This is a genomic window from Corynebacterium sp. CCUG 61414 (assembly GCF_024453945.1).
GTDB classification, from domain to species: Bacteria; Actinomycetota; Actinomycetes; order Mycobacteriales; family Mycobacteriaceae; genus Corynebacterium; species Corynebacterium pseudogenitalium.
Genome location: NZ_JAGPYU010000011.1, coordinates 1 through 14,882, shown reverse-complemented (window position 1 = coordinate 14,882; position 14,882 = coordinate 1). Strand labels below are relative to the sequence as shown.

Genomic DNA, 14,882 nt, shown 5'->3' with positions numbered 1-14,882 from the left:
GCCTTTCGGCTGCTGCAGGATCAATTGTCTACCTCGTTGACCTGCGCTTTCTTAAGGCCCTGTAAGTGTTGCTGTCCCGCCCGTGGGGGGATATGATTGCGTTGTTTTTCATCCAAGAAGATCCAACAACATCCATTACAAACAGCTGGGCAGCCAATCGGCCGCAGCAAAAGGCGGTTTCATGACAACAGCGGGTTGGCCAGTACTTGGCGAACCGCCTCGGCTGCGACGAGCCACAGTGGCAGTAATCGTGTTCATGCTGCTCGCGCTGGTGACGGTGCTCGGAGGCCAAAACGTCGCGAGCGCAGCTGACGCCAACAGTCGCGTCAACATTGGGGACTGCTCCTTCCGTAAAGCCGATGGGGACGCCAAGAAGTGGGCGAACCAGATGTGTTGGATTGATGCGTCGGATATGGCGAAGCCGGGCACACACAATGTGACGAAGCACTTCGGGGATTACACCCTGACGTACACGGTCACGGTGGAGGCCTCGGATACGGGGACTGGGTCGAATAAAGGCAGTTTGTCGGCCGGGCAGCAGCCGCCGTGGAGCCGTGCGGCGTTCGGTAACCAGATTGCGGGCCAGTCGTTCTTTGTTGCGGAGACAGGCGCCACTGCGAATGACATCTTTCAGACGGAGAAGAACCGCTTCGTTCGGTTGTCGTTTCGGGATGTGAAGTTTACGTACCGGGGGCAGCCGCTGCCGTCGTTTCGCATGATGGTTGCGGACGCTGAGTCCACAGGCAGTGTGCTTGGCGGTGAGATGATCAGTGTAGACATCTCCAATTCGGGTGGCACGGGCACGGTGAACCCACCAATTAAGCTGACGCCGAAGGGCAGTCGTGAGGCGTGCCGTAAGACGTATGGGGCGGGCGTCGAGAGGAATCAGTGGCAGTGGGCCAACATGGGCGGCAAGAAGCGCGACTTCATCTGCGATAACGAATCCGGAGGCACCTACGGCACCTTCCTTGTTGGGTTGGATTCGCCGACGGCGTTTGAGATCGGCATTGCGTCGAACTCGGGTGGTTCCGCGAGGAACCCGGACCCCCGCGGTAACCAGGCGTTCGCGATGGCGATCGCGCTCAACCGCATCTCCACCCAGACAGGCAAGGAGCTAGGCACCGCGGACACGGTGGCGCAGGAGGCGTTCACAGGCGACGTAGACAAGCCTGTGACCAGGATTTTCACCCAGGACGGGCAGCAGCGCAACTGGATTGAGCCCGTCGCTGGCTCGAGCACCACGCCGGTGCTGCGCCGCCTGAACGCGGAGGGTGTGCCGGAAGATACTGTCGGGTTGCTGTCGACGATGAGTGGCAAGGAGCTGGCGTTTCGTCGCTACTCCCCGGAGTGGACCTGCAGCGCGATTTCCGCCGACGGCGATACGGACACCTTCATCTACGAGCCCGGTGCCAAGGCCGGGGACGCGCCGACGCGCCTGACCCACGACGGTGCGCCGCTGAGCCGGGCTGAGGCGGAGAGCCTGGGCATCTGGTTTAAGGAGAATCATGCCGAGGGCAGCGCGGAGGTGCAGTTCGCGAACAAGCAGAACCGCGAAATTAACTGCAACGTGCACTGGAAGTCTCGTTTCGCGCCGGCATCGCTGGAGCTGAACAAGCGCGTCACCGGCACGGCGAGCAACTACGCGGAGCTCAGCGGCAAGAAGTTCACCATCGCGTACTCGTGCGCGGCCCCGGCAGGGTTCCAAGCCGCGTACCCGGACGTGAAGCTTAGCGGGTCCCGCGAGGTCACCCCCGGCAGCCCCCAGCTTGTCGACGGCCTGCCAGTCGGCGCCACGTGCACCCTGAAGGAAACCGCGCCTCCGGCGGTGTCGGGCGCTGACCTGGACCTGCAGTGGGATGGTGTGCAGCACGGTGTGCCGAATCAAGGGGGCGTCGAGAAGAAGGTGACGCTGGCTGACAAGCTGCCTGTTGAGGCGGACAACCAGTACACCGCGCGGACCGCGACACTGCAGCTGCGCCACCTGGTGCAGGGCCCGGCGGCGACGGCCGCGCTGCAGAACCAAGCGTTTACGTTTGAGCTCAGCTGCCCGGCCACGAACGCGCCGGCGCGCCGGGTCACCGTGCGTGGCGACGCCCCGGCAACCCTGGATAACGTGCCACGCGGGCAGGACTGTGTGCTGCGCCCCGTCGAGGGGCTGACGGCTGAGCAGCAGAAGTACCTCACTCTGACCAGCAGGGACGCCACCGGCGCGACCCAGCAGCAGGACGGCCTGGCGCTCCGACTGCCAGCCGATGGTACGCAGCAGCCGGTTCCCGTGGAGATCCGCAGCACCTACGACTACCGCACCGAACAAGTAGAGGTGCACCAGGTGCTCACTGGCCCCGCGGCGACGCTCCCGGCCGTGACGCGGCAGGGCTTCACCGCCACCTACGCCTGCACGGCGCCCGACGCCACTAAGCGCGAAGGCACCCTCACTCTGCAGGACGGGCACGCCCTGATCCGGGATATCCCGGTGGGATCTACCTGCACGCTGACCCCGCAGGTGCCGACGCCCGCACCGCAGGACGGCCCGAATCAGACCTATGAGCTGCAGAACACGTCCGTGGAACCGCAGACGCTGACCGTCGGTGACGGCAAGGCGGAGGCGTTCACCATCAACCGCGCCTACGACTACAAGTACGGCACCGCGCAGCTCGCTAAGGCGGTCACCGCGAACGGCGTGCGCGGCCTGCCGGGGAATTACACGTTCAACTTCGCGTGCGGGAGCCGAAACGTCGTCGCCAATGGGCAGGTCACAGCGGTCAAGCTCGAGGGCGCCGCAACGGTCGCCCCCGGCGCGCCGGTCACGCTGAAGGTCGGGGACCCGCGTGTCGACGACGGCCCCGGCGGCACCATGCGCGTCCCCTACGGCAACACCTGTACCTTCACTGAGGATCGCCCACAGCTGCCCGGCGGCGTGAACTGGGACACCGACGTGGACAACGCGACGCTGACCATCACCGCCCCGACCAACACGGCTACGGTGAACAACACGTTCACCCCGACCGGCAACGGGCTGACGATCACGCAGCGCTACACCGGGGAGCAGGCGCTTTATCCGAAGGTGGGCGTCGATTATCAATTGACGTGCGGTGCGTTCCAGGCAGCCTTCCAGCCTGTCGACGGCGCTCAGCGCTCCTTCACCGCCGCTGAAATCCCGGCGGGCACCCAGTGCACTCTGGAACGACGCACCCCGCTGGACACTGAGCGCACCAACAGCCAGGGCGTGCGCTACCCGATCACGCACACCACCGTGGGCCACTACGCGCCGGGTGGCGAGCAGGCCACCGAGCTGGCGCCGGGCGTGGCATTCACGGTCGGGGAGCGCGCCACCCTGGCGGTGGAGGACGAGTTCGCCTACCAGCGAGCCACCATCACCGGCGTGAAGAACGTCCAGTTCGATCCGGCGACGAAGCACCTCATCGCGCCCGCGAAGCAGGAGGCGTGGCTGCAGAGGGAGTATCCGGCGTCGCTACGCTGTGTGCTGCCGGACGGTACCCCGGGCGCTTCCTTGCAGGCGATGGTGCGCAACGGCGTGGTGATTACCCAGGATGACCTGGTGGTTGGCAGTAGCTGTACTGTCGCCGAGAACCCGCTGACCCCGGAGCCGGGCATCCACATGGCGGCCACCACCACCGTCGATGGCAAGGCGGGCAACACGTTTACCGTGGCGAAAGCGGGCAACAAGGTGGAGTTCGTGAACACCTTCTCCCGCCACGTCACTGATGCCACGGTGCGGACGGAGGTCGAATTGCCGGGCCAGGCGCGTGCGGCGTACGAGGCCGCGGGCAACACGCTCGACGCGGCACTGCAAGCGCACCCGGTGACGGTGGTGTGCCGCGATGGCGACGCCGAGCTGCTACGGCGCAGCGCCACCGTGGACGGAGAGGGCACGGTTACCGTTCACGGCGTGCCCGTGGGTGCGGCCTGCACAGTGGAGCTCGGCGGGTATGCGCCGCTGCATCTGCAGGCGGACACGCAGGACGGTCCGCTGCAGGCGACGGTGGTGCCGGAGTCGGTGGACTGGTCAGTGAGCAGGGGTGACGCGACGCTCGCCACCGGCAAGCCACTCGAGCAGTCCAACGCCATGGCGCTCTCGCCAGCATTTGTGGTGGAGGAAGACGCCGCGCAGAACGCGGTGCGTGCGACGAGCCGATACGCCTACCAGACCGCGCCACTGACGCTGCGCAAAGACATCGAGGGCACGTCCGCGGACATGCGGCTGCTCAGCGGGGCGAATACGATGCGCTTCGCGCTGCAGTGCCGGGCACTCGGCACCGAACTCACCGACGTCCCCGGCGTGCCCCTGCAGCTGACTCCGGGCGACTTCACCGCCGTGGACGGCGGGCTGCGGTACATCTCTGACGGGGGCGCGGGCGCTGCGGTGCCTGTCGGCGCGCACTGCAGCCTGCGCGAAATCGCGATGGAGAACGTGCCCGCGCAACTGCGCGTGACCACCGCGCAGCCCAGCGCCGAAGCGGACGTCACGGCGAACGGCGCACAGCTGCACCTGGTGAACGAGGTGAGCCGCCGGACCACCAACCTGCAGGTGGCGATGCGCCAAACCGGGTACCTCGACGGCGCGGACCCCGCCGGTTACACCGGCCAGCTGGTGTGCAAGGACGGCGACGCCACCTTGTCCACCGCGCGTGTGCAGTTCGGCCTGGCGGACGTGCCCGAGCGGTCGCTGCCGCGCGAGGATGCCGTCCCGGTCACCGGGCTTCGCACCTTCGAGGTGCCTGCGGGCACCTCCTGCAGCCTGAACATGGATTCCGCAGGAGCCTTGAGCGCCCGCGGCGAGGTGGAGGTTGCCGCTGGTGACCGGCGCCCATACCTGGGCTTTGCTGCCTGGGAGCGTGGCGCATACAAGGGCCCTGCGACAACAGTCGACGAGGTTGCGCCGCAGGACGTGCGTTCCAAGGAGTACGAGTACTCCGTGGCCGTTCCCGCGGACGCGCCGGATGCCAACGCGGCGGTGGACCCGGCGGTGGTGGTTGGCGTGCAAGCACACCACCCGCGCGCCACGGTGGACGTTGCCTTCACCAAGCGGGCCGCGGGCGCCCCGGAGACTGACGGCGTCTATACGTTCACCGCGAACTGCGGCGACGGCCAGCGCGACCCCTTCGAGCTCCGAAGCGGTCAGACCCACCTGCTGCGTGGGGTGCCCGTCAACAGCGAGTGCACCGTGGAGGAACAACAGGCGGAAGGCACATACACGTTCGCGTTGACCTCCCAGGGCGCCAAGCTGGGGGAGGGCTACCTCACCGAGCTGGGAAGGCCATCGGTCGGATTCAAGGTGCTCGCTCCCGAGGCCACCGACACCAGCCGTGCCGGTGACGCCTGGGCCGCCACCGCGCTGAACAAGTTCGCCAGCGTGGCCCTGAGCAAGCACATCGCGGGCACCCCGCTGTCCAGCGTCACCAGCGTTGCCGACACCGCCCTGCTGCCCGACAACGCGACCACCATGGACATCACCTACGAGCTGACCAACACCGGCCAGTTCGACCTGTCCAACATGGTGCTTCGCGACCCAGCCCTGGCAGGCATGACGGTGCACACCCCCGCGGGCCCGCAGACCATCGGGGAGCAGGGCACCATCCCTGCCGCCGCGTGTGAGGCAACACGCGCCGCGCTGGCCCCGGGCCAGACCGCGACGTGCACCATCACGGTGGACATCCCCGCGGACGGCACGTTCCGTCACCGCGGCACCGCAACGCTGCAGGCGGCCACAGGCACCCTCGGGATGGTCAGCGCCGAATCCACATACGGGGCCCTGCGGTTGCCGTCGACCATCGGTTGGTTGTTGCCCGATACCGGCAGCACTACACTCGTGTGGATTCTGCTCCTTGGCCTGCTGATCTTCGGTTTCAGCGCCCGACGCTTCCTGACACAGACTTCAACCTCAACAACTCCAACAACAGAAAGTTAGACACCATGAAACACATCATTTCCCGTTCCGCACTCGCAATTTCCACCGCGGCGGCCGTCGCGTTTGTCGGCCCGGTGGGCGCTTCCATCGTTGCGACGATGCCAGCCGCCGTCGCCCAGGCGCAGGTCGACGTCAACCACGCCACCAAGCTGACCATCAAGAAGTACAAGGGCGAGCCGATCGGCGAAAACGGCAAACTCGACGACCTGAAGACGATCAAGGACGTCACCTTCAAGGTGGAGCGTATCGCCACCGCGCCGCTGAACACCGCGAAGGGTTGGGAAGACGTCGCCGCAGAAGGCGAGAAGAAGGTTTCCGATGTGCAGGCGGACCCGAACTTCACAGCGAAGGAAGTCGCCACGAACGCTGACGGCGAGGCCGTGTTCACGGACCTCGGCGTGGGCCTCTTCCGCGTCACCGAGCTGCGCGCCGAGGGCGCGAAGCACTCCGTGGCAACCCCGTTTCTGCTCACCCTCCCAGCATTCGAGAACGGCGAGGCGAAGTACGAGCGCACCATCAGCCCGAAGAACCAGATCCTCGAGCCGAAGAAGTCGCTCATCAGCGAAAACACCACCCTTGGTGACAAGGCCCGCTACCGTATCGACGCCCCCATCCCAGCATTCGGCCCGAACCCGGAAGGCGATCAACTGAGGGTCGTCGATACGCTGTCGGCGAACCTCAAGTGGACCCAGGCCGAGCACCCCGTGCTGGTGCAGGTGCTGAAGTCCGCCGACGATAAGGAGCCGGAGACGCTTGCCGTCGATACGCACTACACCGTGCCCGAAGCGGGCGGCAACACCATCAACGTGACGTTCACCAAGGACGGCCTGCAGAAGCTGCGCGAGCTGCGCGCCGCGAACCCGGGCCTGATCGTGCGCACCGAGTTCGACGCGACGCTGGTCGACCTGCCCGAGAACGGCACGATCGACAACACCGCGCAGGTGTACTACTCCAACGACGACAAGCCGCACAACACCACCCCAACCGACGACCCGGACGGTGGCGCCACGACACTGAACTTCGCCAATGTTGAGGTGACCAAGCTGCTGAACAAGCAGGCCAAGGAAGGCGAAAAGAACGGCGCCGGCGCCCAGTTCCAGATCTTTACCTGCACCAAGCAGAACGACGGCTCCTGGAAGGTCGAACAAGGCACCGCCGCGCAGCGCGTCGTCATTGACGGCAAGCCCGGAACGACCCTGACCGCCGATCAGACCGTCGCCGACGGCAAGAAGCACGCCGGTGCCGCCCAGGCGAAGGCCAAGGGCCTGAACCTGACCAAGAAGGACAACAAGTTCGCCGACTACTGCGCAGTAGAAACCAAGGGCGTGTCCGGCTACCTGAACAACCCGGAGCCACAGCCGCTAACCTACGACGAAGCCACGAAGACGCTCACCGGCAGCGTGAACAACGTGAAGGACAACCTGTTCGGCCGCCTGCCAGCAACCGGTGAGCGCACCATGCTCATCATCCTGGCGCTCGGCGTGGTGCTCTTCGGCGGCGGCGCTGTCTACCAGCTGCGCTCCCGCAAGGCATAAGTAGGACAGCAGTGAGCAACCCAGGGGCTGCGATGGCGGTGGCGCTGGCCGTAACGGTCGGCGTTGCCGGCGTCGGCATGCCCGTTTTCGGCCCACCCGCTGCGGTGGCTGCGGCACCGGGCAGCGTCACGGTGGACCTGCGCGCCGCCGCAGGTGTCGACGGCCTGGACACCATCGGGGAGCGCACCGTCACCGTCTCCCGCATCACCACCGTGGATATGAGCACCCAGGCGGGGCGTGAGGCGCTGACCTCTCTCGACGTGCCCCGGCTGCTGCGCACGCAGCCCGACACGTTCGTCGAAGTGGCCACCGCGCGCACCAGCGGCGGCCGCGTCACCCTCGATGGCCTGCAACCCGGCGCGTACCTGTTCACGCTGGGCGACAGTGAGGCGAAGGCGGCGTCACACGTCTTCTTCGCGCCCTTCGTGGTACCCGTGACGGAGGGGTCCGCACGCACCGTGGAGCCGAAAGCCCAGCACCTCAGTGTGGCGCTCGAGGCCAACCGCCAGCGCGTCCACCCAGGCGAGGACGTCACCTTTACCGTCCGCGGGGTGGCGCCCAACCCATCTGACGACGGCACCATCGGCCACTACGAGCTCATCCTCACGCTCGCCGGAAACCTGGAGTTCTCTGGGGAGCCTACGGTGCGCATCAACGGGGTGGCGCTCGGCCCGGGCGATGTCACCTTCCATCGCGAAGGCAACCGCCTGCGCGCAGTCCTGACCAAGTCTGGCCTGGCAAAACTCGCGCGCGCCCGAGCCACTGACGCCAGTACCACCGTCACGCTGGAGCAACACGCACGCGCCACCGCGGCAGGCACCGCAGGTGCCGACGCCACCCTGACCACCAACGGCATGGACCCCGAACGCAACCACGTCACCGTGGAGGCCACCCACGCCTACGTGCTCATCGAGGCACCCGCGCAGCAAGGCTCCTCTAAGGGGGATCGCCGCTGGCTGTGGGGCCTGCTTGGCCTGTTGCCGCTGATACCGCTGCTGCCAGGGTTGCCAGAGCAAGCAGGCTCATCGGGCCCGGCTGGACCGTCGCCTGCGGGCCCGCAGGGGACCTCGCCGAAGACACCAACACCAACAACTGAGGGGCAGCCCTCGCAGGACGGGCCGCGCGGCCGCGTCGACCAAGTCCTCGCCTACACAGGCGCCAACGTCATCTGGCTCGCACTGCTCGCCCTCGCCTTGATCGTTGCGGGATGGTTGCTGGCGCGTCGAAAAGAAGACGAGAACGAACAGTGAGCCAACCCAACCGCAAACGCGCCGGGAACCTCATCTCGCTCATCGGGCTGATCCTCGGCGCGCTCCTGCTGCTCTACCCAATCGTGGCCACACTCGCCACCAACGAACAACTCCGCCGCCAAGCCGACGCCTACAGCGAACACACCACCAACCTCAGCGCCGAAGAACGCGACGCCCAACTCGCCCGCGCCCGCGACTACAACCAACGCCTCCTCGCTACAGGCACGCACGCACGCCCACCCGCCCCAAACGACCCCGACATGCCCGACTACATGGCACAACTCAACCTGCCAGGCTCCGGGGGCATCATGGCGCGCATCCGCATCCCCGACATCGGCGTCGATCTGCCCGTCTACCACACCACCGCACCCCACGTCCTCTACGACGGCGCAGGCCACATGTTTGGCTCCACCCTCCCCGTCGGCGGCGACGGCACCAACGCCGTCATCACTGCCCACACCGGCATGGTCAACGCCGCCATGTTCGACGCCCTCCCAACCCTCAAAACCGGTCAAGACATCTACATTGATGTGATGGGGCAACGGCTGCGCTACCAAATGGTCGACCGCGAAGTCGTGAAACCGGACCAGTACCAGGCCGTACGCTATCAACCAGGGGAGGACCGCCTCACCCTGATCACGTGCACCCCCTACGGGCTCAACACCGACAGGCTGCTCGTCCACGCTATTCGCGTACCCCTCGACCCCGACGCCCCCGAACCACGCGTCACCGGCCTGGGCATCAGCTGGTGGATGATCCTCGTAGCACTGATCGTGCTGGTGGTGTTGCTACTGATTCTGTACAGGCGGTGGAAGCGTCGGCGGGACGCTGCCGAGGAGTAGCTGGGAGTTAGCTGGGCACCACGATCCGCGGCGACGGGCTGGTGACCTGGGGAAACGCCCCGGGTGTGCGTTGGGAGTCGGGAATTTGGTGCAGTAGCATTCGAGCCTGCCACCTAGGGGGGTGCGTCTTTTGGCACTGCGGTCCGAAGGTGACCCCGAGCAGGCCAGGCAAAAACTACAAAATCGCCTGCGACAGCTTCCGGAGGTTCTTGAGCTGCTTGTGGTTGGCGGCGTCGAGGGCGCGTTCCTCGGCGGCGGCCACTTCTTCAGCGAGTTTGGTCAGGGCCTTGCCGCCCTTCTTGGTGGCAGTCACGATTTGGCGGCGGCGGTCCTTCGGGTCGCGTTCGCGTTTGACCCACGCGTGCTTCTCCAGGCAGTCGATGAGGCGGACCATGTCGGAGGCGTCGATGGCGAGGAGTTCGGAAAGCTGTGATTGGGAGCGTGCTTGCTCGGATACGCAGCTGAGTACCCAGAACTCGCGCATGGAGGAGTCGTGCTTCGCCAGTGTGCGCTCCACCTCGTCTTTGGTGTGCCTGCGCACGCGTTCGATCTGGAACGATGGCGAAGTAGTCAGCGCCTCTGGGAGTTCAATCGTGGCCATAAGTCCCAGAGTATCGGGCTGCTGGCCAGGAATGAAACCGTGCTACTCGGTGGGTAGTCCGTTGGCGATCCACTCCATGGTGCCGCCCTCCACGTTGATGGGTTCCCAGCCGTGCACCTGCTCGAGGTAGTCGCATGCGCGCGACGAGCGTCCTCCGGAGCGGCAGATAACGTAGATGTCCTGGTCGGGGTCGATTTTGTCGGTAAGGGTGGTCAGTTCGCTCAGTGGCAGGTTGGTGGCGCCTACTGCGTGGACTTCGGCGTACTCTTCGGGTTCGCGGACGTCGATAAGCTGGGCGTTTTCGGGGACTTTGTTGACGTTGATGGATTGCATGTGCGCGATTGTAGCGGAAGTGTCGGGTGCGTCGGCTACGATTTCCACTATGCGCACGCCTTCTCGAACTCGACCGCCTCAGTGGGTGTTTTGGCTGCGCCGAATAGTGGCGTTAGTGCTGCTCGTGGTGCTCGTCTCGCTGCCAGCAAGGTGTGGCAAGGAGGAGCCTGCGCCTGCGCCCGAGCCTCCAGCAGAGGATCCTGCAGCGCTTGGTCAGTCGCAGCCGCTCGAGATGTTTATCCCCTCGGTGGGGCTCCGCGCGCAGTTCGAGGACGGCCCGTGCCGCGTGCGCGCCGACGCGCTGGACCCCGCCACATTAGATAAGGCGTGCGTCTATACCGCGTCGGATAGGCCGTACTCGCTGCCGGGGCCGGATGCTGAGGACCTGGTGGTCGTCGCGGGTCACACGGGTGCAGGGGTGCACGGGGTCTTTGACCAGCTTTTCGACGGCTCCTCCGACCACCACACCATCCGCGTTGGGGACATGCTGTACCTGCGCACCGCCGACTCCGAGGCAGCTGGTGGGAAGTGGTTGTCGTACCGCGCGACTGACCTGCACGACCCGGTGAAAGAGGTCATGGCCAGCGATGTTGATATTTGGGGTGATGGGCCACGCCCGGGGCGCCTGCTCACGATCTCCTGTATTCAGCCGCGCAATATTTTGGCGGACTCGGTTCGCAACGCGGTGATTGGGTGGCAATTCGCGTCTGTGCTGGATGCGCCGCCGACCGATACGGGCGCAAAGTAACTGAAGTTTTTTGTGTAAACACTTGTGACTGGGGTGAAGTGCGTCTACAGTGGGGCTAAACCATGAAGTAAGACTTGAGACTTCATGTTGAGCAAAGGAGCCCCTAATGAAGCGCAACACCGTACTGGCCGCCGTCATGACCGGCGCGCTCGCAACCGCCATCGTTCCCATGGCCCAGGCGCAGGACATTCCGCTGCCGGCCGTGACCCACGACATCAACGGTGCCGAGTACTTCCTCACCCAGGACGGCACCCACTACGTGCCGGACCGCAACCTGGTCAACATCGCGTTTGACCAGCTCTCGGCGGCTGACCGCGAGCGCGCAGTGGACGTGGCGAAGGCGGCTGTCGCCGGGCTTATCGACGCCCCTGCGGCCGAAACCGCAGCCCCTGCAGCTCCCGCAACCGAAGCGACGACCCCCGTCGAGCAGCCAGCTCCGACCGGCGACCACCAGGACGTCCCATTCACCGCCGAAGACGTTGACCCGAACAACCCGGCACCGGCTGCAGCTGGCCTGATCGCGCTTCCGGCAGTGCTCGCGATTGGTGGTCTGACGTACTACCTCAACGCTGACGGCAAGACCTACGTCACCGACCTGGCCCGCATCAACGAGCCTCCAACCGACGCCGAGGTGAAGGACTCCAACGCGCTGCTGGCAGAAAACGCTGCTGAGGTGGCACGCCAGGGCCTGGCAACCTCCAAGGCTGCAGGTCAGGCGCCTGTTGAGGCGCAGCAGCAGGCTGCCCCGGCACAGGCTGCCTCGGCACAGTCCCCGGTGGCAGAGCAGCGCGGTATCGCGGCTGAGACCGGGTCGAACACCCTGGTGCGGGCGCTGTTTGCGTTGGTGGTGGCGTCGATAATTGGTGCAGCCGTCTTTGCATACGGACGCCGATTCCTCATATAGTAAACCTTTGTGAAAACTCGAAATGTCCTTGCTGCAGTCTGTACTTTCTCCCTGGTACTAGGGGGTACAGCGCCTGCGTACGCGCACGTTGATGTTCAGCCGAATGGCAGCGAATGCAAAGCGTTGAAGTCGCAGTTCAAGCGGGGGCAGCAACTGGACATTTCGCGGTTTACGTTCCCCGGCGCCGGCGAAACAGGAATCCACAACAACACTCTCTACCTGTACGACACGACCGGCCACCGCGCCGACATCCAGCGCGCCGCCGACCTGTGGGTCAAGGCCGTGCGCGACCGAGGCGGGTACCTGGATATCAAGTTCATCGACCACAAGACGCCCGAGGCCGTCAGCGTGCTCGTTGATCCAAGCCTGCCGGTGCTCGGCCGCGTGACCGGTGGTGGGCCGTCGCTCACCGTGCGGATTAGCCCGCAAATGTTCGCGTCCACAGTTGGCGCGACCAGCCGAATCATGACCATCGCGCACGAAATGGGCCACGCGATGGCACTCGCGCACAGCTGCGACGACCTGCTCATGGTCTCTGGTCGCTCGCGTAAGCCGGGACTTACCCCGCAGCCTCTCGACGCCGAAATCCTCATCCTGCGCAACAACCTGCGCCAGAAGCCGACGCCGACCCCGTCGCCGTCGCCTGTTCCCCCGCTGGTGACCACGACGACTTCGACGACGTCCGAGCGTCCGAAGCCGACGCCGACTACGTCCTCGTCTTCTTCGTCTTCGAGCCAGCCATCCTTCCCGGACCTGCCACCACTGCCCATGCCGACCATCCCGAGCGCCCAGCCGGTACCGACCCCGACGACCTCCGAGGCGCCCACCATCACGGTGACGATCACGCCGGAGACCACGACATCTACTTCCTCGTCGACCTCCTCGTCTGCCACGTCTTCCTCGGAAAAGCCTTCGACGAAGCCTTCGTCGAAGTCATCCCAGGCTCCGACTACCACCCGTATCGTCTTGCCGTCATACGTTGCGCCGCCGAAGCCTTCCACTGAGGCGGAAGGGCAGCACATCGTTGACCAGGCCGCAGCCGAGTTCAACGCTGCGGGTGTCGAGCTGCAGAACGCCTCCGACACGGTGGCGAAGATCCTTGCGGAGAACCGCTACAAGAACGCCGAGCGGGCACTCAAGGAGGCGCAGGACAACCTCGATAAGCTGCGCGAACAGCTGAAGCCAGAGACGTCGGCGACGACGCCAACCACGTCTGCCACGCCAACCACGAAGGCTTCGACTACGCAGACATCGACCACGTCCAGCTCGCCGTCTTCAAGCACGACGAGTACAACCGCGCCGGTAACCACCACCACGTCGACCACGCCGGTTTCTACCACGTCCGCGCCGCGGACAACCACTTCGGTAACCCCGACCGTGTCCGCAACCCCAACCACGTCGACGACTTCCGCGACGCGGACAACGCCGACGGTGGCGACGTCGACAAGTGCGGAGACCTCCACGTCGTCGCCTCGCTGCTGCCCGAACTGCGGTGCCACCCCGCCGCAATGCGACGCGCCGCTGTACGAGCCCGCCGTGAAGCCGCGCAGCGTTCAGGCCGCGCGCCTCGCGCTCGACGCCGCGAAACTCGACCACAAGGTCGCCGAGACCCGCATGAACATCATGCGACGCACGAACTACCCGCCGCTCATCAACGACGCGCAAGCCGACCTCGACCGCACCTTCTTCCGTGTCAACGAGGCGCAGGAGAACCTCGACGAGCTGCTGGCGAAGGAGCCGACGCCGAGCTCCTCAACCAGCTTGACGACGTCCCCTTCGTCCACCACCCCAACCACCTCGGAGACGCCAACCTCCACCTCGGAGGAGCCTTCGGCCTCGGCCTCGGCTTCTGCTTCGGTTTCAGTGGAGCCTTCGGTGGAGTCCACCACGCGGACACCCGAAACGACTTCGGTTGCTCCGTCGACCACTTCGGTTGAGCCTTCTACCTCGGTTAGCGTCGAAGTAACCACGCCGACGACTACGTCGACCACGTCGGAGCCGTCCGCGGAGCCTTCGACCTCGGAGGCACCGGAGCCGGAGCCGTCCGCGCCGCGGACAACCGAAACGACATCGGTCGCTCCGACGACTATCTCGACGGAACCTTCTACCTCGGTGAGCGTCGAAGCAACCACCACCGAGGCCACTACGACCACCCAGTCCACGACCGAGTCCGCCGCGCGGACAACTGAGCAGACTTCGGAGCCGGAGGTGGAGACGTCGACAAGTGAGCTCACACCCGAGCCAAGCGTTGGGGCGCCTGCTACCTGCGCGAAGGATGGCTCCTCAAGTGGATCCTCCGAGAACTGCGAGGGCAGCTCGAAGGCCGGCATCATCGCGGCGATCGTGGTGCCACTGCTGGCGCTGCTTGGCGCCGCGGCGTTCTGGGCGAAGGACCACCTCAAGTTCTAGCCAGTGCCAAAGGACGCACCCGCTTTTTCGTGACCTGGGGTTTTGCTGCCTCAGCGAGATGGAATTGCGTCCTTTGGCACTGAGGGTGGCTGGGGACGCACCAAAATCCCGCACTCACCCTAGGTGGCAGGCTGGTTGTGGGCCAAAACCCGAAGGAGGTCCGCACCCATGTCCCCGCACGATATTCCCCCGCTGATCCCCAAGCCACCAGAGAAGGATTGGGCAGATTACAACACCGACCCCGACCCCGGCAGGACTCGTAAACGTCGGCGTGCAAGCCTGCCATCTGCACGCGATGTGCTGGCGTTGCCGACTGTCACCCTTGCACCCG

The 14,882-nt window shown here is 65.5% G+C and carries 9 protein-coding genes; 7 read left to right on the top strand and 2 right to left on the bottom strand.

All coding sequences use genetic code 11. The annotated features are described in order from the left end of the window. The first annotated feature begins 181 nt into the window (after positions 1-181). From KBX14_RS08230 to KBX14_RS08215, 4 genes are read left to right on the top strand one after another with little or no spacing between them, the layout of a single operon-like run. On the top strand, positions 182-5,929 hold the full coding sequence (locus tag KBX14_RS08230) for a CshA/CshB family fibrillar adhesin-related protein (protein ID WP_256042289.1): 5,748 nt from the start codon (positions 182-184) through the stop codon (positions 5,927-5,929). 5 nt (positions 5,930-5,934) lie between these two features. After that, positions 5,935-7,464 (top strand): SpaH/EbpB family LPXTG-anchored major pilin, encoded by a 1,530-nt coding sequence (locus tag KBX14_RS08225; RefSeq protein WP_070361879.1) that lies wholly within the window; start codon positions 5,935-5,937, stop codon positions 7,462-7,464. 11 nt (positions 7,465-7,475) lie between these two features. Further along, positions 7,476-8,714, top strand: a complete 1,239-nt coding sequence (locus KBX14_RS08220) for an LPXTG cell wall anchor domain-containing protein (RefSeq protein ID WP_145945229.1) — start codon at positions 7,476-7,478, stop codon at positions 8,712-8,714. Continuing rightward, a complete protein-coding gene (locus KBX14_RS08215) occupies positions 8,711-9,556 on the top strand; it encodes a class C sortase (protein WP_256042288.1) in 846 nt (281 codons plus the stop codon). The genes KBX14_RS08220 and KBX14_RS08215 overlap by 4 nt, the downstream gene beginning before the upstream one ends. A gap of 175 nt (positions 9,557-9,731) precedes the next feature. On the opposite strand, the gene KBX14_RS08210 is transcribed toward KBX14_RS08215, so the two are convergent. After that, a complete protein-coding gene (locus KBX14_RS08210; RefSeq protein WP_070478157.1) occupies positions 9,732-10,157 on the bottom strand; it encodes a MarR family winged helix-turn-helix transcriptional regulator in 426 nt (141 codons plus the stop codon). A 42-nt stretch (positions 10,158-10,199) separates the two neighbouring features. Beyond that, positions 10,200-10,490 (bottom strand): rhodanese-like domain-containing protein, encoded by a 291-nt coding sequence (locus tag KBX14_RS08205; protein ID WP_256042287.1) that lies wholly within the window; start codon positions 10,488-10,490, stop codon positions 10,200-10,202. Positions 10,491-10,539: 49 nt separating this feature from the next. On the opposite strand from KBX14_RS08205, the gene KBX14_RS08200 reads away from it, so the two are divergent. From KBX14_RS08200 to KBX14_RS08190, 3 genes are all read left to right on the top strand, one after another. Further along, complete coding sequence (locus tag KBX14_RS08200) at positions 10,540-11,238, top strand: hypothetical protein (RefSeq protein ID WP_256042286.1); 699 nt, start codon at positions 10,540-10,542, stop codon at positions 11,236-11,238. 106 nt (positions 11,239-11,344) lie between these two features. Further along, a complete protein-coding gene (locus KBX14_RS08195; protein ID WP_070478155.1) occupies positions 11,345-12,142 on the top strand; it encodes a hypothetical protein in 798 nt (265 codons plus the stop codon). 9 nt (positions 12,143-12,151) lie between these two features. After that, positions 12,152-14,551, top strand: a complete 2,400-nt coding sequence (locus KBX14_RS08190; RefSeq protein WP_256042285.1) for a hypothetical protein — start codon at positions 12,152-12,154, stop codon at positions 14,549-14,551. Positions 14,552-14,882: the final 331 nt, after the last annotated feature.